16 protein-coding genes are annotated in these 22,680 nt (G+C 53.6%); 4 read left to right on the top strand and 12 right to left on the bottom strand.

Annotation, left to right across the window (positions count from 1 at the left end; genetic code table 11):
• The first annotated feature begins 296 nt into the window (after positions 1-296).
• Genes GSQ94_RS06950 through GSQ94_RS06940 form a run of 3 tightly spaced genes read left to right on the top strand, consistent with a single transcriptional unit; the run spans position 297 to position 1,844 of the window.
• A complete protein-coding gene (locus GSQ94_RS06950; RefSeq protein ID WP_158942856.1) occupies positions 297-557 on the top strand; it encodes a hypothetical protein in 261 nt (86 codons plus the stop codon).
• Positions 558-566: 9 nt separating this feature from the next.
• Positions 567-1,088: a ubiquitin-conjugating enzyme E2 gene (locus tag GSQ94_RS06945; protein WP_158942854.1), complete on the top strand. Its 522-nt coding sequence runs from the start codon at positions 567-569 to the stop codon at positions 1,086-1,088.
• Between the two features lie 15 nt (positions 1,089-1,103).
• The gene (locus GSQ94_RS06940) at positions 1,104-1,844 is read left to right on the top strand and encodes a metallophosphoesterase (RefSeq protein WP_158942852.1); all 741 of its coding nucleotides are present in this window, start codon (positions 1,104-1,106) and stop codon (positions 1,842-1,844) included.
• A 510-nt stretch (positions 1,845-2,354) separates the two neighbouring features.
• Here GSQ94_RS06940 and GSQ94_RS06935 read toward each other — a convergent pair.
• The 8 genes from GSQ94_RS06935 to GSQ94_RS06900 form a co-directional block, all read right to left on the bottom strand.
• Positions 2,355-2,870, bottom strand: a complete 516-nt coding sequence (locus GSQ94_RS06935) for a hypothetical protein (RefSeq protein WP_158942851.1) — start codon at positions 2,868-2,870, stop codon at positions 2,355-2,357.
• Complete coding sequence (locus GSQ94_RS06930; protein ID WP_158942849.1) at positions 2,867-3,607, bottom strand: hypothetical protein; 741 nt, start codon at positions 3,605-3,607, stop codon at positions 2,867-2,869. The genes GSQ94_RS06935 and GSQ94_RS06930 overlap by 4 nt, the downstream gene beginning before the upstream one ends.
• A gap of 56 nt (positions 3,608-3,663) precedes the next feature.
• Complete coding sequence (locus tag GSQ94_RS06925) at positions 3,664-4,620, bottom strand: hypothetical protein (RefSeq protein ID WP_158942847.1); 957 nt, start codon at positions 4,618-4,620, stop codon at positions 3,664-3,666.
• 52 nt (positions 4,621-4,672) lie between these two features.
• Positions 4,673-7,168, bottom strand: a complete 2,496-nt coding sequence (locus tag GSQ94_RS06920) for a hypothetical protein (RefSeq protein WP_158942845.1) — start codon at positions 7,166-7,168, stop codon at positions 4,673-4,675.
• Positions 7,169-7,401: 233 nt separating this feature from the next.
• The gene (locus GSQ94_RS06915; RefSeq protein ID WP_158942843.1) at positions 7,402-8,994 is read right to left on the bottom strand and encodes a phage baseplate assembly protein V; all 1,593 of its coding nucleotides are present in this window, start codon (positions 8,992-8,994) and stop codon (positions 7,402-7,404) included.
• A gap of 21 nt (positions 8,995-9,015) precedes the next feature.
• Positions 9,016-13,728 carry a protein kinase gene (locus tag GSQ94_RS06910; protein WP_254063757.1) on the bottom strand — a complete coding sequence of 1,571 codons (4,713 nt, stop codon included), beginning with the start codon at positions 13,726-13,728 and terminating at the stop codon, positions 9,016-9,018.
• Positions 13,729-13,751: 23 nt separating this feature from the next.
• Entirely contained in the window at positions 13,752-14,234 is a 483-nt protein-coding gene (locus GSQ94_RS06905) for a hypothetical protein (protein ID WP_158942840.1), read from the bottom strand.
• Between the two features lie 417 nt (positions 14,235-14,651).
• Positions 14,652-17,444, bottom strand: a complete 2,793-nt coding sequence (locus GSQ94_RS06900; RefSeq protein WP_158942838.1) for a malectin domain-containing carbohydrate-binding protein — start codon at positions 17,442-17,444, stop codon at positions 14,652-14,654.
• Positions 17,445-17,842: 398 nt separating this feature from the next.
• On the opposite strand from GSQ94_RS06900, the gene GSQ94_RS06895 reads away from it, so the two are divergent.
• The gene (locus GSQ94_RS06895; protein ID WP_158942836.1) at positions 17,843-18,091 is read left to right on the top strand and encodes a hypothetical protein; all 249 of its coding nucleotides are present in this window, start codon (positions 17,843-17,845) and stop codon (positions 18,089-18,091) included.
• A 38-nt stretch (positions 18,092-18,129) separates the two neighbouring features.
• Here the strand turns inward: GSQ94_RS06895 and GSQ94_RS06890 are convergent, their stop codons facing one another.
• The 4 genes from GSQ94_RS06890 to GSQ94_RS06875 all read right to left on the bottom strand — a co-directional run bounded on the left by GSQ94_RS06890 (position 18,130) and on the right by GSQ94_RS06875 (position 22,581).
• Positions 18,130-19,482 (bottom strand): amidohydrolase/deacetylase family metallohydrolase, encoded by a 1,353-nt coding sequence (locus GSQ94_RS06890; protein WP_158942834.1) that lies wholly within the window; start codon positions 19,480-19,482, stop codon positions 18,130-18,132.
• Between the two features lie 106 nt (positions 19,483-19,588).
• A complete protein-coding gene (locus tag GSQ94_RS06885; RefSeq protein WP_158942832.1) occupies positions 19,589-21,196 on the bottom strand; it encodes a PLP-dependent transferase in 1,608 nt (535 codons plus the stop codon).
• A 66-nt stretch (positions 21,197-21,262) separates the two neighbouring features.
• Positions 21,263-21,736, bottom strand: a complete 474-nt coding sequence (locus GSQ94_RS06880) for a RidA family protein (RefSeq protein WP_158942830.1) — start codon at positions 21,734-21,736, stop codon at positions 21,263-21,265.
• A gap of 62 nt (positions 21,737-21,798) precedes the next feature.
• A complete protein-coding gene (locus GSQ94_RS06875; protein WP_254063705.1) occupies positions 21,799-22,581 on the bottom strand; it encodes an RraA family protein in 783 nt (260 codons plus the stop codon).
• Between the last annotated feature and the right edge of the window lie 99 nt (positions 22,582-22,680).

The following is a 22,680-nucleotide window of genomic DNA, read 5'->3' as shown; positions in this document are numbered from 1 at the left end:
GCTGCCTATCGAGGGAGAATGGTGGCAAGAGCGCCTCGGCCCTCAAGTTAGAGGAGGTCGCTGTCTGTTGTGTCTTCACTTGGCCGATGGCCGCGTATCGCAATGGGCCTGCCGTGCATGTGGCCACAGCCACTGCCGCTCCTGCTGGGATGACTTGAACGGCCAGTGCAGTCGTTGTCGATGGACTATCCCCGAGCTACCATACGGCTGACATGATGACGCGCCACAGAACAACGCCGATGACCTCAATAGAACGCTTTATCAAAATCAACTGCTCTTATAGAAGGAAGGTTGGCATGCCCAAGTACCAGATGCTGTTCGACACAGTACGCGCTGAACAGAAGTTCAACGTCGACATTGATGAACAGGAAACACTGGATGCAACATTAGATGAAATTCTCTTCGAGTTGCGCGAGCGAGGGGATTACCTCAAGGGCGAAGGTCAACCCCAGGTCGTCTGGAATGGTGTATCGCTCGACTTTAGCCTCTCGCTTACGCAGCAAGGCGTCAGGGCGAATGACATCCTGCGCGTATCCACGATTGTTCTCAATGGTTGAAGAGAGCCGATGAACCTTCGCGAACGGAGGATCGAGGGGGAATGGGAACAATTGCAGACGCTTGCCGCTGCCAATCCTGGCATCTTCGTTGCTATAGAAAGAGTGCCAGGCGAGTTTCACGTTACGTTTGCAAACTCGCCTGCGTGGATACGTGAAACAGGCGAGCCTCATGTGAGAGCAGAGCACGTGCTTCGCTACGTGTTTCCACGCTATTATCCAACACTGCCGCTAGACGCCTACTTCATGAGGCCCGTGTTCCATCCGAATGTCGACCAAGAGAATGGGTTCGCCTGTTTATGGCACGAATACCGTCCTGGCCTGACGATTATTGATGCAGTACAGATCACACGTTCCATCATGGCGCACAGGTGCGTCAATCAGGATCCTGCGCACTGCATGCAGCCAGGGGCTTACGTTGTATATGAGCTTGATATTCCTTCAATGATCATTCCCGCTTGCTGCAGTCCCGCGCTGCCTGCACCACGATCCGGACGCCGGCTTCGGATTACCCCTACTTTGCCGGAAGAATGAAAGCCGAGATTTGCCTTGCGATTCTTGATACTGAGTGATCTTCACGCCAACTGGGAAGCCCTCGTCGCCGTTCTCGGAGACGCTAAAAGACACGATTATCAGGCAATCCTGTGCCTGGGCGATGTGGTTGGCTACGGTCCCAGCCCGAATGAAGTAACTACATGGGTGCGCACACATGCTGACGTAGTGGTGCGTGGCAATCACGACAAGGCCTGTTGCGGCCTCACTTCCTGCGAAACGTTTGGTACAGCCGCACAATACTCCTCATACTGGACGCTCGGTGCGCTTACTGACGAAAATAAAGAATGGTTGCGTAACCTGCCGCGCGGCCCGGTGCAGGTAGAAAATCTGGACCTGGTGCATGGCGCACCTGACGATGAGGATCGTTATATGTTTCACGAGCACGAAGCGGCCACGGGCATGCATCACGCTCGAGAGCAGGTGACCTTCTTCGGACACACACACGTGCAAGGTTGTTTTGTCGCAGAGCCCTGCCGAAGGGGTTTCGACATCCGCCGTCTTGATGCTCTGCCTGTGACGCTCGCGGTGAACTGGAACCGGCGATACCTGCTCAACCCGGGTGCTGTAGGCCAGCCACGCGATGGAGATCCGCGCGCAGCCTACTGCATCTTCGATTCATCCTCATATGTGGCCGAGTTTCATCGCGTCGAGTATGACATACGAACAGTCCAAGATAAGATTCTGGCCGCGGAACTGCCCAAAGAACTCGCGTTCCGTCTCGCGTCCGGGGAGTGACTTACTGCTTCTCGAGAGCTGGGTTTGCGCACAGGAATGTATTGATTGCATCCGCAGCTTCACCGTAGCCTGTGCGGTAACAATCGGCGGGTCATGGTAAACGCTTACGCGTGTTCACTCGTCCTCATAAACGTAAAAGTGAGCTGGCTTCTGCGCGAAGCGCAATAGACAAAGCGTTGGCGCTTATCGGCGGAGCGCCATGTCCCGATAACGCAGATTACGACAAGCTCTGAAGTCTCGAGAAAATAGGATGGATACGATGCAGCCGAACGACACCAACCCTGACGCTATAGAACTTCTTGCAGAAGATTCTGCGACCTTGTTTTTACAGGTTTGTGTCTGCACCAGTAGTGACCGATGCCTGTCTTGGCTGTAAAACGATCTTCCACTGAATAGGTCAATGGCCTATGAATGTTGCGTTGGGGCTGAGCATCGGACTGCAGGGAGTGATCGTTTGGGTACTAGTTTCTCTGAAGGAAGCCGTGGAGATCATCTCCAATAACGCAATGGTCAGCGGTGAGCGATAAGAAACCTGTTGATCGCGTCCGCAACTTCGTTGTAGCCCGTAAGGTCGGTGCAGCCAATCAGCGTCTCGCCCCGTCCATCGTTCATGACGGCCTGGAGCGAGAGACAGGTGTTTCCCATACCGACCTGAACAAAGCGCACCTGATCCAGAGTATAGGAGCGAGTTTTGACGGGAAACGTAAGGAAGGTGCGCTGCACCTTCAGCAGGTCGGGCGATACGGTCACCCGAGTAGCCGAGCCGGTTAGCACCGCCACGACCACAAAAGGTATACCGATTCCGAAACAGAGCAGGACAGGCAGAGCTCCGACGGAGACAGTCGCAGTTGGAGATCTTTGGATTGCTCCGAGGCAACCCACGACTACCAGTACTAAGCCGACGAGCCCGCAACACAAACCACACGCTAGGAAGACGCCGGCCAATAAGGTGTAGGGGGGAGCCACGACGACTAGCCTGCTGACTTGCTCACTTGCTACGAAGATCTGCGTTACAGGAGTGGTCAACTAGGAATTCCTTCAAGCGTCCATTGCGGATTTTTTCCATAGTCGAGCTGCTTGCAGCCGAACTGCTCCACGAGCCCGGTAAGCGGTTCTGAGGAGATGATCAACACGCCCCCATCTTCCGGACTTTCCCGAATATACAACGTGATTCTACGCGTCACTTCAATGGTTCTCGGAATAAGTGGCTCGTCGAGCGCAGCCTTATCGAGCAGCGGAACATACCACGGGAAGATGCGATACAGCGGATCCTCTATTAACTCGAGGTGCTCATCTTTTAGGGCGTTTAATAGCTTCGTGCCATCGAGCCGCGACAAGATCTGCAGGCCGCTGCCCGTACCGAGCATCGTCGTCATGGCATTCAGCCGTACGTTGCCAGCCTTCTTTACTCGAAACAGCGTGTGCATTACCTGGGGCAGGTTCTCCGGGTCCAGGTCCGACACGTCGGCTGCACGAATCATGCGTGGAGGCGGCTGATGCGGTAAGACGCCTAGTCCTGTTTCTGGATTCCAGTGTCGGGCATTCTCAGCAAAGAGGAACTTGGCGCTTGGATCAGCTTTCCGGCTGAGGGCTATAAAGCTCTCATGGGAACAGCCGAGTTCGCGACTCATGTAGGCGACTAATGATTCCAAGAACTGACGGAGTGCATCGTAGGAGTCGGGACGCGCGCCCAGAGGGCAAGGCACAATCCAATATTCGAGACCACCCGGCTTTCCGAGCAGAATAAGCTGCTTCACGGGCATATAGAACCGCATGTCATCCCGAAGTGGCGTCGATGTGTTGGTTGTCATTACTGTGATCAGCCTTCCCAATACTGGTAGCCATCTACGCGCATGGAGGCGATGATTTCTTTGAACATTTGCCTCAGGTTATGTTTTGAAGCAATGACGATTCCTTCATCCTCGGGGCACTCCCTAATATAGATATCGAAGACCCCGAACCAAGTGCGCACCTCCTCCTCAGCCTGAGCGAGAAAGTCGGAAGAACTGAGGCGAGGCAAGATAAAAGGTAGTCCCTCGAACCCAGCAGAATCCTCGATCGCCTTGCCGAAGACATCTTTGCTCTTCTTCCCAAAGGTGTCCAGATGGATCGACGAATTACCTGAGTTCAAATCAACTCCGAGCCCCGTCGAAAGCACCTGCATGGCGGGATGATTCCGAAGAAAGCCAGGCATCGCCGATGGCCTAGCAGGTTCGAAGTCCTCGATCATCGTCTTGAGCAAAGTATGCTTCTGTAGGAACTTAGGGACAGCAACTTTCGGCATCGCTGGCACTTGCATCGGAGGCATCATCTCTTCGCTGGCGTCTCCACAATAGACTATCGTCATACCGCCATATCCCATGAAGACCTTTGTAAAATCTGCTGCTCCATCGTGAAGGAACCGAAATGCAACTTCAGTCATATAGGGATCAATACTTGGATTCTTCCTGTTGTTGGCAAACTTCTTCATATCACCCGGCCCCATTTTCGCCCTGGGGGGCTGAGTAAGTGAGCGACTGGGACCGGGAACCGGAGCATAACGATGGAGGCGTTTGTAGAAGTGCTCCTTCAGCTCGTTGTTTCCACGTAACGTTTGCTCGTGGAGGAATAGTAGCTTTGCCAGTTCTAAGTCCTCAGCGATCTTTTGATCAAGGTGTTTGAAAAAGACAATGAGCCACTCTTTCTGTCCGTCAGGCATTGTTGAGAAGCGAGCAGGCAACCAGAACAGACTAAATGTCTGCAAAGACTCCGCCCTTCGAAGCGGCAGGAGACTCATCCGATCCTCTTCTGAACTAGTATCCGAAGAGATCACTATATCGACCTCGCCCCTACGGAAGTGCATGCCCTAATCCCTCGTTAATGACACCCGCATGGGTAATCGACACCAAATTCTCTGCCATCGCTAAGCCAATAAGGGTCTCGCATGCAACAACATCCAACACTTCTTCATGCACCTCAGTACTTACCGGTGCAGCAGCAACGGTGGTTGCCGCGGTATCGACACTTGTCACGGCCACGTCATTAACAACTGCCGCTACTGTCGTCTTCTTGGCAGCTGTAACAGTTTTTACAACGAGGTTATCTGCTTTCCATATCCCGAAGTCATCCTTCCGGATATAGCAGTCCTGCTTAGTCAGGGCAAATGCAATATTGTTGAGGCTTATACCCACGCTCAAGCCAGCAATGCTGTTGGCCAGACCACTGGTGTCACTTTTAAAACCTTGTATAGTAACCTTCTGATTTGAGATCGTCACCCACTCTGGATACGTGTGCGTGGATATGTCTGCGTGTACAAGCGCATGGGCACCTACCTGTGTCACGACCTTAGGACCAATCCGTGTACTAATAGTATTGCCGTTTGTGGTGCTGGTATGATTTCCGGTGACCGTCGTTGTGAGATTACCTTCATAGATGCGAATCTGCTCGCCGGTGTAGGTCTTTGTAGAGGGACCTGTTACTGTCGAAGCGGACTCGCCGCCTACCGACTCATTATGATTCGCAAGCAGCGTCTTCTGATAGTCCCCCGAAACTGTCTTTCCATACGTCCCGGTAACCTGCTTCTCGTAACTTGCCTGCACTCTCTTTGAATAGGAACCCGTGATCGTATTCGCTGCGCTGCCGGTAATTGCTTTTACATAGTTTGCCGCAACTGCTTTTTTGTAGCTGCCTGTAATGATGTTCTCTGCGTCTCCACTCACCTGTTTGGTGTATTTTGACTGTACTTTTTTCGTGTAGTTTCCGGTAATTGCGTGGTTGGCGTCGCCCGTCACCTGCTTGCCGTAGTTACCACTGATGGCATTAGTCGAATTGCCAGTAATACTCTTCACGTAGTTCGACTGAATAGTCTTCAGGTAGTCCCCGGTAATGTTGTTCGTCGAGATACCGGTAATTGCCTTGGTGTAATTCGACGCGACTAACTTCGTGTAGTTCCCGGTGATCGCATGGTTCGCATTCCCGGTCACCTGTTTGCCATAGTTTCCGGTGATTGCATTCTCCGAATTTCCTGTAATACTCTTCACGTAGTTCGACTGGACAGTCTTCAAGTAGTCTCCGGTAATGTTGTTTGTCGAGACACCGATAATTGCCTTGGTGTAGTTCGAGGCGACCATTTTGGTGTAGTTCCCGGTAATTGCATGGTTCGCATTCCCGGTCACCTGTTTGCTATAGTTTCCGGTGATTGCATTCTCCGAATTTCCTGTAATACTCTTCACGTAGTTCGACAGGACGGTCTTCAGGTAGTCCCCGGTAATAGTATTTGTCGAGACGCCCGTAATAGCTTTCGTGTAATTGCTCGTCACCTGCTTCGCGTAGTTTCCCGTGATGGCATTGTTCGAGTTCCCTACTACGGTCTTGACGTAGTTCGACTGCACCGTCTTGAGGTAGTCCCCGCCGATTGTATTGGCCGAGATGCCCGTAACGGCCTTGGTGTAATTCGAAGCGACGTGTTTACTGTAGTTTCCCGTAATCTGGTGAATTGCGTTCCCGGTCACCTGTTTCCCGTAGTTGCCAGTGATGCCATTTGACGAATTCCCAATAATGGTCTTCGTATAATTCGATTGCACATTTTTGTGATAATCGCCGATGATGCTGTTTGTTGAAACCCCCGTGATCATCTTCGAATAGTCCGACATCACTTGCTTGGAGTAATTGGCCGTGATGTGGTGGCTGGCATTTCCGGTAACGATCTTGGCATAGTTCCCGCTGATTGCATTATCGGAATCACCGGTCACGGTCTTAACATAGTTCGACCGCACCATCTTCAGATAGTCACCCTGAATGTGATTTGCGGAAACACCCGCAATGGCCTTGATGTAATTTGATGCTACCTGCTTAGTGTAGTTCCCTGTGATAGCGTGGCTGGCGTTACCCGTAACCTGCTTGCCGTAGTTGCCAACAATGAGATTGTCGGAGTTGCCTGCCACACTCTTAACGTAGTTTGACTGCACCGCCTTCACGTAATTTCCAGTAATGTGATTCGTGGAGATACCTGTCACCTGTTTCGTGTAGTTCGCCGCGACCTGCTTGTCATAATTTCCGGCAATCTGATGGTTGGAGTTGCCCGTGACATGTTTCCCGTAATTGCCAGCTATGGCATTCTCAGAATTGCCCTGAACAGACTTGGAATAATTTGATCGGACAGATTTGAAGTAGTCCCCTCCAATCTCGTTTGAGGAGACACCCACCACAGACTTGCTGTAGTTTGACGCGACTGTCTTGGTGTAATTTCCTGCCACTCCTATGAGAGAACTCGCCAGTACGGAGCGCGTGTAACTTCCCATTACTGTGACGCTCCGATTCAACGTTACGAGATGATTTTCGCTCATGCCAATTTGGGTATCATGGTTCATCGCTACCCGCACGCTGCGGTCTTGACTCACGTACAGGTTCTGGTGACCATGTACGACTGAGACATCTGAGCCTGGATACAGCATGGCCCCGGGCGTATCAATAGCAGACAGCGCAATGCTTGCTAGTGCACTTGAGCGTGTGTCGGTCTTTGGATCCGCGACGCGACGTTTCGTCTTGATGCTTCCATCAAATACCTGCATAAGTCCTCTCACTCTCCTACCTCACGCGACCAGTACTTCGCGTGAAAGTGAATCCGTCCATTAGGCGCGTTGAAGATCAGGTCACCATGGTCGACATTCATGATGATCGCGGGCCGACCTGTTTCGTCGAACCTCTCGTGCAGTACCAGCTTTGCGTGAGTGGGTGTAGCGATCGCGATAGACTCAGCACCCTCTTTGTCGACGAGCGAGATGCGATGTCCGCTTTTGGTGACTATACGTTTGACATCGTTGTTGTGAGTCTCGCCGCCCCAGAAGTCTTCATTCGGGATAACATCCGACATGTTCCATGCCGAACCCAAAATAACTGGCCTCTCCGGATCACCTTCCTCAAACGCTACCATCACTTCGTCGCCTACCTCAGGCCGAAAGAAGATCCCGCGATCCGCGCCCGCATAGGGGGTTAAATGGCGTATCCATGTAGTCTGGCCCTGTTCCTGCCAGTAGTACTGCACCTGCACCTGGCCTTGTCCGTGTGGATCATCGATATTGATCACACGGGCGGAGTAAACTCCGGTCACCTGCGGTCGTGCGGGGTGTGGATTAGAACGCCAGCCCATCCATGGCGTGCAGTAAAAATGATTTGTATAACCGACCGGCTCCCAGGTGTGCACAACTTCCGTAATGTTGTATTTACCAGAGCCGCCATCGATACCGTTGATCTGCACACTCTGTCCTGGAGCCAACGACTCGCAGCGACTTACTCCTTCGCAGGACAGTCCGCTGCCCAACGACCACTCCGATTCCTGCTCGAGCGAAGCCCTGTAATCATCGAGTGTTTTACTGCGGTTGCGCCACATCTTATAACCCGCCTGCAGAGTAGCCTTGGACTGCCGCGCGACCGCACTGGTGAAGCTCGGAGCGGCGCCGCTCAACGCTGCATCCTTCTTCACCTGCTGGAATGCTTTACTCTTAGACAACGAGAAATCGTAGTGGCTGCCATCAGTGGATGGCACGCCGATCGAGCCGCCTATGCTGAACTCGACGATGCCCGCATCCTGATCGCTTCGCCACTGTAGCTCTGGCCCATCCTGGGTAAAGCCCTGCGCGATGTGGATTCCATCATCTGCCGCGATGACGTAAAGTCCTAAGTCGTCGCAGAGTCTCCAGAGAAAATGCCAATCCGTCTCGCCCCACTGAACGAGGTCAAGGGGTGCCTTAGTGTCACCTCCTTGCGCGACCGTGACCGTCACCGCCGCTCGAGCTCCGATCTGTTGTGCCACCTCGCTCAGCGACACGGCTCCGTAATAGCAATGCCTGGGGGCGAGGTCCAACTTATAACTTTCATCTACTGATTTGATCAAGACCTGAAAGCTTCCAGAACTCTCATACTTCAGGCGCACATCAAGCACAAAACCTGTAAACAGCTTTGTACCGGCTGTGGACCGCAGTGAGATCCCACACCCGATCCATTTTTCAATAAGAGGCCGATTCTCTGCGGTTTGGCGGAGTGCAATCTCGCACCAAGAATGCTGGTTCAGCGCCTTCTTGATGACAACACGGCCAACGATACCCTTTCTGCCAAGCCAATCAGACTCCAGTTCTTCGCCGTCTATCTGAATGCTAAGTGCGATATCTGCCATGTAATTTCCTTCTATTGAACACTACTTGCTGAAGTTGAAGTTACTGAGAGTGACTGCTCCCTTGAAACCAAACTTGCCTTGGTTATCGTCTGCCGGAAGATCTGTCCAGTCGTGCAGTAGTTTCCATGCGCCGCTTTCGAGCAGCGAAACCTTGATGCGCTGCGGCTCCACGTTAACCATGATCTTGTACGGGCCACGCACGCTAAGCTCGATCTTCGTTCCATGCGAGATCTTCTTTCCCTTTACGACCGAGAATAGTTCCAGACCGGTGTGATCCAGCGAGAAGAGCAGGTAATCATCCGGCCCGCGATAGTTGACCACCCATTCCACCCGGGGCCTGTTCAGCAAGAATCCGCGACCGAGACTGCCCCCAAACGTATAGCGGCCACGTTCCGGTTGCACGGAGTAAAAACCTATGTCGCCCCCGTTGTGGGTAAGCGTGTGTGCCTTCGCATCTAAATTCCATTCGCCCTTATCCCAGCCTTCAATGGTCGGAGCAGCTTCCATGAAAGCGACAGGTGTAAGCGTAAGATTTACGGTTGCGCTCTTCCCGGCAATCACGTCTACAGTTTCGGTGCGATCCGTATATCCATCAGCCGTGGCTACGAAGCGGTATCTACCTTCAGGGAGGTTAAGGATCGCGCCTCCAACAGCAGCAGAGGGGAGCGGAACTTGCTTTCCATCCGGGTTAAAAGCCGTGACTACCGTTTCCGCAGGAGCAAGCTGCAGGGTGACGGCGCCCGGTTCATCATCCAGCTTCAGCGAAACTTCCTTCAAAACACCATCCGCTTCGGAGAGCGTTACATCCTGCACAGAAGCTTTTCCACCGTGTCGAGCCTCAAGATGGTGCGTGCCGATTGCCACAGCGGGTAGCGTCAGGGTGCCGTCCGATCCTGCTCTGCCCACTGTATGGCCATCCATCAACACCTCTACATCAGGCACTGTGTGTATGCAGAGCGCATGTGTGATAGCGTTCTTATTGAACAGCAGCGTGGCGCTTACTGAGTCACCGTTTTTGATGATTATGCTTTGCGGCGCGATAGTATCTGCACCGGACATGCTGGCCTTGAGTGTGTAAGTGCCGGCAGGAAGATCGGGTATGTCGAATCGCCCCTGCTCTGTCTTGCCTTCTCGCACAATGGTTGCGCCATGCAAAAGCTTCAAGTCGGCTCCGTCCATATTAGAGAGTACTGTCAGCGACCCGAAACGGGTGAGCTTGTCAAATACGACGAGAAGCAGGCGACCTGGGCCGGTCTGGAACTTCGCGTCCAAGGTGTCCGGTTCTCTCCCGGATGTGGCCACATGAAACCCGCTTGGGAGATCGAACGCCATTGCCTCTCGACGCGCTATGCCTTTCGCGGTGCCATCGAGTTGGACCGGCGCTCCGGGGTTCGTATAAATTGCACCCTGCCCGCCAGCGACACTTACTACAAGCACAGGACCGCTTGTGCCTGCGGCAAGAGGAGCGGAGAGCGAGGCAGGCTTCCCATCTTCTACTTGAACGTGGAGAGCCGTTACAGACCCGGTTGCTCCCTTCCACAAGAGTGTATGAGGACCAGGGCTTAGCGTGGCCGTAATCTGACCTGAGCGTACCCTCTCCCCCCTGCCGCCGTCGATGCGCAGTCGACCGGCACCGATAATTTGTAATTGCTGTGCGACAGGAACGAGTGCCAATGTGAAGTCGTTCTGTTTACCAGCGGCTACATCCACAACCTGCTCCACGCTCTCATAGCCGGGCAGTTGCGCTTGTAAGGTGGTTTTACCTTCTGGCAATTGCACGCCAAGAAGCGGGGACGCTTTGCCAAGTTCCTTACCATCGAGGAAGATCGACGCGCCCACAGGCACGGTACGGAGGTTTACAGTGGCGGATGCAAGCTGAGCCGGCAGTGCCCTTTTATGCGACTTATGCCAGATCAGTACAACTCCTGCAAGCAGCATTGCAGCAATGCAGCCGGTGATAAGAGTGGAGCTTCGTCGGTTTGCTTTTTTAGGAAGTTGCACGGCTACGGAGTGCTGCTCGCGGGAAGGAGCCGAGTTCTCGGGCGCCGTAGTTGCAATAGTTTGTAATCGCGCCCTCAATATGCGCGATTCGACTTGAAACTCTTCGTCTTCTTTATAACGATCGGCAGTGCGCTCGATGGAGGCCGCATGCTCTTGGATCGAAGGAGCGCTTACCAGGCTATCTTCTTCCAGACGTTTTCTGCGGACCGCCTCGAGAGCCCGTGTGCGTATCTCCACGGGGCCGGCATCCATCTCATTCAGGACCTTGCGGAGGCGCGTATTACAAGGATATTCTCGCAACGCACTCTCAAGTAAGCCGATAGAGCCCCTCAGATTGTTGCCGTTGCGTAGCTGTAACGCCCGCGAGAGTACTTCATCCACACTGCGATACTCCGACTGATCCTCCAGAAACTGCAACATCCCCTTAGCCGCATGATTACCCGGGTCGAGGTTCAGAATCTCCAAGAGGTAAGCTCTTGCCTGGCGCTCATCACCCTGGCTCGCTCTGGCCGCACGTAGTAATCCTTCTATCAGCTCGGTCTTAGCTCGCCTTGTCTTCGTACCGGAATTGTAGGCGGTACGCAGCTTCTCAAGACCGGACAACACGTCTCCATCATCCAGGCTGCGTCTGCCATCTTGAAGCAGATTTTCTAAATGCGCAGCCAATTCCTGCTTCTGCTGTAAGTACGCATGTAGTTCAACAAACTCAACGTCCTGCGGGAACTCTTCCATAGCAGTGGCCAGTAAGCGCAGTCCATTATCAAATTCGCAGTTTTCCGGTGCTTCTCTGATCTCGCTTAACAACTGGTTCTTACGCGTCAGGCGCTCACTCAGATGCCATCGAAGTCTCTGGTTCTCTACTTCAATAGAAAGGCCCGGAAATTCGGGGTAGATTGTCTGCAGCGTCTCCCACTGCACCAGTGCTTCCCCATGGAGTTGGCGAGCCTCGAGTTCACGTGCTCGGCTTACAATCCCATTTACCAGCGAGCTCTTCTGTTGCGTTGCCTCGAGCAACCGGCTGAACTCGAGCACGGTTGGCGACTCACGCACAACCTCTTCAAGCATCGCCACACGCCTGTCCAGATCTGGCTCGTTCTCAACTGCCTCTTCTATTTTAATGAGTCTGGCCGAAATGGAACGCCGTCGGCGCTGGTCGACATCGAACTTGAGCGCCTTAAACAGGGTGTGTTGCGGGAACCGCTCGAGAAAGCGGTCGCAGAGTTCTGCAGTGATCGCGTAGTCGCCGCGCTCCATTGACTGCGTTGCTTCGGTATAGCTTGCAGCAATAGCTTCATGCTCAGAGAGCAGCTTGTTATAGAAACTCTGGAAGACAGCGAGTTGCTTAGGCTTGTTGCCGTCCGGGGCCTGCTGCTCAAGCGCTAACACCATCTTCATCTTGCTGAGCGCGGCAGTAATCTCGTTATGCTTTTCTGCATCGAGCGCCTCTGCGTAGGCTTCCTTCTTCTGCTCGAGGATGCGCTGCACTTCGGATTCGCGTCGTTCCACGAGCGAAATAAAACGAAGTGCGCGATCCTCCTCTGGATGCGCCTCGAGGATGCGCTGCGCGACCTCACGGGCATGGACGAACGAAAGCTTCTCCAGATGCTGATGACCGATGCGCAACCAGTCCACGACATCTGCCTCAGCCCGTCGCGCCTCGATATCATGCCGCAAGACAAGGGCATCTTCCTGTCGCGGATCTAGGTCCAGAGCCTCGCTGACCCGCTGTAACGCCAACCTGTCTTCGCCATCCTGCACGCGGGCGCGGGCGCTAGCGAGCAGTCGCTCGATATCACGCTTCTTCGTCGCGCTCTGCACCTTCTCTGCGAGGGCGGTGAACTCTTCAGTCAGAAAGCCCTCCGACTGTAACTCTCCAAGCAACTCCTGTGCGAATTCGAAATTCCCAGCTTCATAAGCAGCAGTGGCCTTCTCGAGCCGGGGCTTGAATTTCGTCGGATCAAATACCATGAAGAGGGGGTCGTAGTGTGCCCGCCGCAGAGCGTCATTGAACTCTTTCACGCTGGAAAAACGATGCGCAGGATCTTTCGCCAGCGCAACGCACAGCACCTGGCTCAACGTGACACTTACATTGCTGTTGAGGGATGAGGCAAGAGGAGGATGGTGTTTTCGAATCGCTTCGACAACACCTTCCTCAGAGGCCGCCATGAAGGGCTGTTTACGGGTGAGCATCTCATAGCAAACCACGGCGAGTGAGAATACATCAGAGGAGCGCGTAAGCGACCTCATGGCAAGCTGCTCAGGGGACATATAAAGCAATGTCCCCTTGCGGCCGACCGTGCGACTTACATCCATTTGCAGTGCGACTCCGAAATCAAGAAGCTTGACGGAATCGTCTTCGAGCACGAACAGATTACTAGGCTTGATATCACGATGCAGAAGACCGGCATCATGCGCCGCCTGCAGACCTCGACCAGCCTGCGCAATAATATCCATGCACCGGTCGTTCGACAATGGCTGGGTTGAAGACCGGATAAGTGCAGAGAGAGTTCTGCCGTGCAACAGCGGCATGACGAGGTAAGGACTGCGGACTCCGTCCCCGTCAAAGCTCCCGGTATCACGGATCTCTACTATATTTGGGTGTGCAAGCGCTGATTGCTTCCGGCATTCTTCGTAGAACAGCTCAAGAGCCGCAGCATCGTGAACATCCAGCAGCATCTTGAGCGCAACATCAATGTTGAGGGCAGAATCATACGCTCTCCACACTACGCCCATGCCACCTTCGCCCAGCTTTTCCTTCAACTCATAACGGCTCTTTGTTTTCTTTGCCATGCTTGTAAAAGACAAGAGCGGATGTCAAGGACAGATGCAAATCTTTTTTGCAAGTTGTTCGAATGGGTGTTGCTCGTTGACAGGACAAAGGGCTTTCGCAAAACTTCTTCTGCGGAGAAAAGAATCACGGGGTTGCCGTCAGCACCAACACTACCCGCATGCGGCTCGCTACTCTTATCCAAACTATCGACTATTGGTCCAGAACTACTCAATTCGATCTGGCGCATAGGCGCGAGGCTTTGAAGCCCAATGCCATTTGGCAGGTCGATGACGCTCAACTCGACATCAAACTGTTGCGGAGATGATGGATCTGTCGGAAAACTTTGGCTAACGATAGCCATCGATGACGCACGGTGAACGAGATGTTCTTGTACTACCTGGACGGCTTCGCCACGCGACCTGGACGGAAGCCGACCCTGCCGCTCGACTCTATCGAGAAGCAATTCCACACTTTCCTGCTGGAAGGAAACCATCGGCGGCCGATTTCAGAATGATAGTCGAGGGTGCCAACGCATCCATCGAGGCTTTCCACTTCTGTCGCAATCCAAGGGTCAACGACCGATCAGCAGAGACGTGAACAGCTCATCCAGCGTCAGGGCGTAGCTCCGTCGTGTATTCGGTAACGTGACAGAGTCGAGCACCATCTGCTTCAGCAGAACCTGCGCTTCCGTCAACTCGCCACGTCTAGCAGCACTCTCCGTAGACTCAAGCGCGGCTAGGAGCAGATTATATGTACCTCAAACTATAGGTACGACATTTGGCATGAAAAGGATATGACCGAGATAGTGAAAGCAACACATACGTGCTCACCTGATATGAATTGGGGCGTCCCGAAGGGACGCCCAATTTCTGCAAATCTACAACTTCTATTGTGGCGTGAAGTTGGTGTTGCCGCTTCCCGTGGCGTTGAACGTTGACGAAGCCGAATCGATGAACGGGGAATAGCCGCTCTGGACGTTCCAGACCTGGTTATTGTTGAAAACCGCATTACCCTGAGCACCTGACTGGATGTTGATTCCATTCATGCCTGGTGAGTTGATTGTATTGTTGTCGATCTGACCGTTCTCCATTGCGACAACCTGAAGCCCGTCAAAGGTCGCGTTCACAATGCTATTGCCGCGAATGATCTGATTGGTAACCAGCGTTTTGTTCCAGCCCCAGTTGCCGCCAGCTCCCCCGGTGATAGCTGGGTTCGGTGTAATGCTGCCGTGTCTGCCTCCAGACTGAAACAGGATATTACCTTGGATCTTGCCACTTTGGAATGGCTGACCGATGGAATAGAAGGGGCCGCCGTCGATGCCGTTCTGGCGTGACCCGCCAGAGCCAAAGTTGTTCGCGAAGTAGATATTTGCTGCTCCATATACGCCGAAGCAATTCGCCCACCACGGTGCAACCGAGGTGTTCTGAATGACCGTCGGGTTTTGCATCTGAACAAAGGAAGCACCCGTGCCACCGACTGCGACGGAATTAATCGCAACTCCGTCATCCCCAGTGCCACGCACGAAGTTGTTACGCGCTGTCAGGTTATTGCCGACGTTCGTCCCCTGTGCTGCATCACCATTGCCATTATTGAGATTGATCCCGTCAGCGAAGGAATTGTTGATGCGCATGTTCTGCACAAGGCCCCCCGTGCCCTGGAGCCAGAGGCTTGGACCGGCGTGCTGCACCCAGAGGCTATCGATCTTCCAGTTTGCTCCGTGCAGGTTTACGCCATATTTGTGCACCTCCCGATTGGAGTTGCTGTCCATGGCGAAGTTTTCAAGCGTTGAACTCTCGCCCGTAATTTGATCGGTACTGGGTACACTCGCGCCGGGCAGGTCAGGATAGTCCAAGGTATCCCAGTAGAGAACGGAGTACCAGGCGCCCGCACCCTGCATGATCACATTGTTGACGAGCAATTGGTTGACAATGTGGAACGTACCCTGCGGGATCCAAACAATCTGTCCATTAGCGCTTGCATAGTTGATTGCGTTCTGGATCTGCGAGCTGTAGTCATGAGTGCTGTCATTCGCCACGGCTCCGTAGTCGGTGATAGAGACGGAATTTGCCGGCTGCGACAAAGGCGCCGGAGGGGCCTCCAGATCGATGCTGTCAATGTCGTAATATGCGGCTGTGTTCTTCTGTGTATCGACTTCAAGTGCGATGCTGTCTCCCGGCTGGACCGCGGCGCCCGAGATAAAGACGTGTACTTCATCCCAGTACATGAAGGCAGATTCGCCTGCGGCTGGTGTTTCTATCGCGCCGAAGTAGTCCGAAGCTGTTTCATAGGTCCACGTCTGATGAGAGTTCATCGGTACGGCCTGCCGCAACTGACCATTGACGTACAGATTCAATGTTGCATCGATACCACCGCCGGTCGAAGCATCCGGAATGGAGTAACGAATGTTGACCGCAGTGATTGCTTTGCCGGTCTGGTTCTGCCACTGTACCGAGGAAGAAGCACCTGCCAGGTGAGCATAGGCGCGCCCTGAAGCTTCGATCGCTTCGGTGACAAATTGAGTAGCCTGTGGAACGAGCTGGGAGGTAACCGTGGCACCGTTCTGCAAGGTTCCCCATTCGCCTTCGTACGTTACAAAGGGAGTGGAGGCACCGATCTGCACCGGAGCGATTGTCCAAATTTGAGAGGTGACTTGGGAGATGCTGTTCTGCGTGATGAGCGCACCGTTGCTCGCACTTGAGCCGCTGTCAAGATAGAGCCCATTAGCAGCACCTGAGACGGTGTATCCACCACCGGTCTGAGGTGTAATTCGCCAGTGCTGGTTGAGTGTCGGAACAGCCGGGGCAGAAGTGAGTTCAGCGGCGGCTGCACCGGGAGTCGTGACGTTATTGGAGTCCAGTGCGAGGCCGCCGGAGAGATTCACCAAGTCATAGGTTCCATCCGGAAGCTTGTTGATCTGCCATTGCTGGCCAGTGTTGCCAACGCTTCCGGTGTACTGGATCACGTTCGTCCCGGAGATCACTGAGTCGTTGTTATCCAGGCTGAGGCTCGTTGCCTTCGAAATAACCGTATAGACTCCCGTATTCAACGTGGTACCGGAGCTCAATGGAGGCAGTATCTCAACGCCGCTCACCAAAGGCGATCCTGCGGCTCCACTTCCGAATTGTATGGCGATCGTTCCGCCGCTCGAGGCCGTGGTTGTGAATGCGCGCTCGACCGCCATAAATTCACCGCCTGCTGCTGCGAAGATGTCGAAATTGGAGAGCACCTGAACCCCATTCAAAGCGACATTGAATTCGCGCTGTCCTGCGGCCGTATCCTGAATCTCCGCAAAATGGAGCTTGACCGGATAGGTTGCACCCGGGGTCAGAGAAGAGATTGTGTATGTAAATACGCCGCTGCGTGCGGTTTGGTAAATCGTCTGTGGCGCTGGAAATGGATCAAGAGTCGTGGTGATGGCATTGCCCGTTGAGACCGGGGACGAGCCAGATCCATTCAGTCCTGTTTCAGCAGCCCAGAGACCACTTGCAGCGCCGCCGGCATGCATTCGAAGTACGGCGGGTGCAGGCATCGGCAAGAAGGTCGTGGTTGGGAATTGTTGTGCGACCATCGCGTGCGGAAGGCCAATGGTTCCGAGGGTGGCGGCAACAGAAAAAGCGAGCATTAAACGTCGTCGCTGAAGCGCAAGTGTTGAGACATCCGCGTCACTCATCGTGTTCATTAATTTCTCCAGGTCCTTGGTTTGCCAGCCTTTAGGGGCATCTGTACTTTCGCGTCCTGATGAGCTGGCTTGTGATGTTTTAGATATTACGCAGAGTCGAGTAAAGCTACTTCACTTAAGTTTATGAATACGTAACTTAAGTCATTAGAAGGTAACTTATAAAGGTTTTGCATTACATGAGGGTAAGTGGCGATGAGATAGCACTACAAAGTCGAGAATCGTCCCTGATTATCCATACGACTCAAGCTGTGGACGCTCAATCGCATTATGAGCTTCAAACACTTTACAAACAGATTGTGACGCCAGCAGCGTCTATCCAGCTTCCAAAGCTTTCCGTCCGGCCTCGGAGATGTAGTGGCTGGGAGAACCAATGCCTCTTCTATGATGAGTTCAATGCTATGGTCGCTAACGCCCTGCAAGAGGCCTTAGTTCAGGATTATGACGGTCTGCTCCGTATCGCCCCAGGATGGCCGTCCAGCAACTGGAACGTCTCTGGAACGGTCTACATCCACGGCAATAGCAAAGCTCATGTGCAGATAGAAAGTGGACTGTTGACCACCGTGGCAATCGAGTCCGGAACGACGCAGAGCATCGTCATGCGCAATCCATGGGGGGACTCAAAACGTGACCGTCGTGGATGCCTCTAGGCAGAACATGCAGAAAAGCTATCCGACCATCAAAATATTTAGTGTTCAGTATCTGTACCTGCTCCAGCGTGGGGGCGAGGAGCGAAGGTGCTCCATCGATAGGCTTCTTTTTCGTTGGGGTCGAGCTTGGCTGTCCACAGGTTGGCACTGATTCCGTTTAGGTCGTAAACGATCTTTCCGTCTTTAATGGTGAGTTCGCAGATGAGCTTCTGATTGCCATCCAGGCGCGAGTTCACCATGTCGGTAAACCCAAACTTGCCCTTTTCCAGGCGAAGCACTGCGACGTCCGCAATCGATCCTTCAGAGAGATTTCCAAGCTCTTCGTGACGTATCTCCCGGGCAGGATGAGAGGTCATCTCTGCAACAATTTCCTTGAGCGGCACGCCCGCGGCCATGATCTTATCGGCGACGTTCAACTCGTCTTTCATAGCCGCGTTCATGCTGGTGATGTGAAGATCAGTCGAGATGGAATCAGGGATAAATCCATCCTTGATCATTGGAACTGCGAGCGACCATTTAAAGCTGCCGCCTCCCTGGCCCACGTCAAAGTAGATTCCGCGCTTGCGACCCTCTACGAGAGCTTTGCTTGGGCCGAGAGTGACAGGGTCCTGCTCGTGACGGAGACCCGAGTACATGTGAGTGTATATATCGCCAGGTCGAAGCTTCTGTGTCATTAGATCGTAGATCGGCCGGGTTGGACGATCGGTGCCGAAGTCGACCATGACGGGAATGTTTGCACGGGTCCCAGCGATCACGGCCTGCTCGACCGGGATCCACTCGGGACCTTCAAAGTGTGCCGTCTTGATCCCAACGATTGTGTTGGGATACTTGAGCGCCATCCCGGCAGTTGCAACGCCATCCATGTCCGCGGTGTTCTGCTCGTACTTTCCTCCGCGCATGCCTGCGCCTACGATGTTGAGCATCGCAAAGACCCTGGTCTTCGAACGATCGATGATGCGGTCTTTGAAGTCTTCGAAGTTACGCCAGCCGGAACATCCCGCGTCAACTACAGTCGTTACGCCGACTCGGAAAGTGAAGCCATCTGGCGGGACACTATTATCACCGGCATAAGAGTTACGTTCGCCTGTTCCAGCGTAGACATGAACATGAAGATCGATAAGTCCGGGAGTAACATACAACCCTTTAACATCGATGGTCTTCAGGGCATCCGTTGAAGGAATGTGAGCGGCGACCTTTGCAACGTGGCCATCTTTGATAGCCACATCCATGATGGCGTCGATGTGATTTTTATCATCGAGCACGTGGCCGTTACTCAGAAGCAGATCGTATGCCGGCAAAGTATTCTGAGCCCATAAGCGGCTGGGGATTGTTGTCAGGAAAATTACCAAACAGGAAAGCGCTATACCGTGTTTCCAGGAATACAGACTCATGACCCCTCAATCGGTGTGTGACGACGCGGAAAAGTTTGAATGCGTGAAGTTAGCTAGTCTAGGCGGTGTGAATACTACGGATCATCAGTGACAGGAGCAGTCTGGATCAGACGCGCGTGGCCTTCCAGCTTGCGTCTCCATACTCGCCCATGTTGACGGTTCCGACGATGGTGTTGCCCTCAACTGAGCCGCTGAAGGTCCAAGGAATTGTGTTTCCGCTAACAGCCATATTGCTGTGTAGTTCGAGCTGGTTGGCGTGAATCGTGCCTTTCAGTTCAGCTTTGTAGAGCTCGCCGTGTTGTTGACCTGTGAGATCGCCACCGCTCTGCTCCAGAATGAAGTGCTGCTCTCCGACTCCGCGCGAATAGTTAATCTCAACATCCCATCTTCCATTTACAGGCGCGGGGGCACCGGCTGGAATGACAGGATCTTCATAGTGACCAGGTTTAGTGAGGCCCTCGTAGATGGCGTTCGCGATGATCCGCTCTTCGCCTTGATCCATCATGTACGGCATGATGGTGATGGAACTCTCCATGTGAGCAGGACGAGTGCCGTTGCCACTATCGACAAGAATTCGTGGCGTGCCTGCATCAAGACGCGCGACAAGTTCGGTACCCGTGATCTTCAAGGCGTTTGCATCCCAGTGTATTCGGAGGCGCGGCGAGCGGTTGGAGAGATCTTCCGGCTGCAGGTACTCAGTCTTGACCGAGGGCAGTTCTTTCACCCGGCTCTCGATATGTTGGAGCCAGGAGAGCCACTCCTGCTGCTCTGCGGAGTGGTCGCGTTTGTACCACTGGCGCACCGCAGCCAGCAGGCCCATAATCTCTTCCTTACTGCATTTGAATGCACGACCATAGTTATGATGAGGCGCTGCCTGGAAATAAGCGGCACGACAGAGATCTTTCTGTCCGATCAGCATTCCGGAAGATTGCGGCCCGCGCATGCACTTGCCGCCCGAGTATCCGACCAGCGAAGCTCCATGCTGAATGTGAATGTTAGGAACGAGCGGCTCTTCGGCGGCAGCATCCACGAAGACCGGGATAGCTTTCTCCTTAGCGATCGAACAGATATTGGGAATACTCAAGGGGCCTTTCTCAGCCTCTGGTCCGGAGAGAATGTAGATCATTGCGGTACGCTCTGATATTTTGCTGCGCAGTTCTTCTTCGGAGTCGACTTCGACGATCTCTGCTCCCGTCATGCGCACGCCGAAGTCGTAGGGATTTCGAGAGTGCTTTGGAATGATGACCTGGTCCCGGGCCTTAATGTAAGGGAGTGCCTGAGATTTTTCCGGATTGGTTCCTGCGATACATGCGACGGTAGCGAGCGCGATTGCGGCCTCACAGCCGGTCGTAGCAACTCCCCACTCTGCCCCCGTCAGCGTCCCGAGCTCTTTTCCGACGGCATCCATAAGCTCGTCGAGGTTGACGAAATAAAACGATGCGTCGTACATCGCCTGTTTCACTTGAGGCAAAGACCGGGAGCCGCTGATGATAGTAAAGGTGCCGCGACCGTTCACGATGGGGCGAACGCCAATTCGGGTAAAGAGATTATCAGTCTCCGTACCTTCGTGGGCGATCGACCGTGAAGCAGACCTTTTTTGCTGCGCCGACGCAGCCAGGGGTGAGATCGAAGTCACAGCGCTAAAAGCAGAGAGCATGCCTGACTGTTTGAGAACTTCCCGTCGTGACCATCGTGCAGTGCGAAAGAGAGACATTAGAGCTCATTTCCTTTTCTTAAGTGAATCGTGCAGGTGGAGGTGCGTCGACGGGCCGGCCGGCGTTCAGATGTAGGCGATGAGATCTATCTCTACGAGTGAATTTCCTGGGATGCCCCCAGCTGGAGCGACCGTAGTGCGTACAGGGGGAATCTTCCCCCAGCGGCCGGCGTAGACGGTATTCATCTTTGCCCAGTCGTTGATGTCGTTTAAGTACACATTGACCTTGAGAACTTTCTCCATGGAAGAGCCCGCTGCAATCAGATTCTTCTCGAGCTCATCGAGAACATGTTTCGTGTGCTCTTCAATCGTCCCTTGAAAGTGGGCACCGACTCCCGCTAGAAAGAGAAGGTTGCCATAGGAGACAGCACTCGAGAACAGAGGAACCGGGTCTGAGGCTGGTTTGGGTGGATAAGACTTTTTCTCGGGCTTGCCGGTTGCCTGAGCCATCGCCGTTCCTGCCAGCGCTGCGCCTCCAGTTGCTACGGCGGCCGCCTTCGCGGCAGTCTTGAGAAGACCTCTTCTGGACTGATTTTCCATGACTGATTCCCTTCGTTTAGCGGATTGAAAACATTGCGTAATGTTGAGGCGTTAGGGTGCGATCAGATCCTGCCAAACTGCCGGACAGCCTCTGTGATGGAATGAAACTTTTCAATAAAGGGATACATGGAGTGTTCGCTGTTATCCAGTTTTTGCGCAAGAACAAGAATTTCAGCAGCGTGTTCACTCGGCACCACCACCACTCCATCCTGGTCGGCGACAATAATATCGTTGGCAGCAACTGCAACCCCATCGCAGACGACGGGAATATTCGCTCCGGCGAAGCGATAGTGGCTCACCGAAGTAGAGGGTACCGGTCCTGTCGAATAGACTGGAAAGCCGATGCGCTTGAGCTGAGGCAGATCGCGAACTCCACCATCGATGACCGCACCCGCGAACCCCCTGGCAAACATCGCCGTACCCATAAGGCCACCCATGCCGGCGACGTCGGCTCCATCTTCCACCTGCATGACATAAACAGAGCCCGGTTGACCTGAGTCGATGGCTTGAAGCATCCCATTCAACGCCGCGGGATCGTGGTTTTCCTGCTTGACCAGCTTGACGGTGAGAGCGGTCCCGGCGAACTTGGTTGGAAACACCGACTGCATACGATGCGACATATACCGCTTTTCATGCAGAATTTGTTCGATCGCATCCGAGACAGAAGCGGCTTCAACGTGACGATACGCCTCGATCATGGCTGCCGGATCTGAGGAATACTCCGTTGCCGTTGTTGGTGTATTGGCGCTCACTTTCTGCGCCAATGTAAGCATTGCACAACAAAGAACGATTGCAACGACAACGCCAACGGTCGGGCGAATCCGGCTAACAGCCTTTGAGGTCATGATCAATAGTTCTCCTCTTCGAAATAATAGGTCCTCGAAAGATAAGCGTGATCCATTATTTCCAAGTCTAAAACTCCCTTCAAAGTGAGAAGAGCAGCA

Origin of the sequence: Granulicella sp. S190, from assembly GCF_009766095.1 — a bacterium.
Lineage (GTDB): Bacteria > Acidobacteriota > Terriglobia > Terriglobales > Acidobacteriaceae > Edaphobacter.
This window is presented reverse-complemented; position numbering and strand designations above follow the sequence as displayed.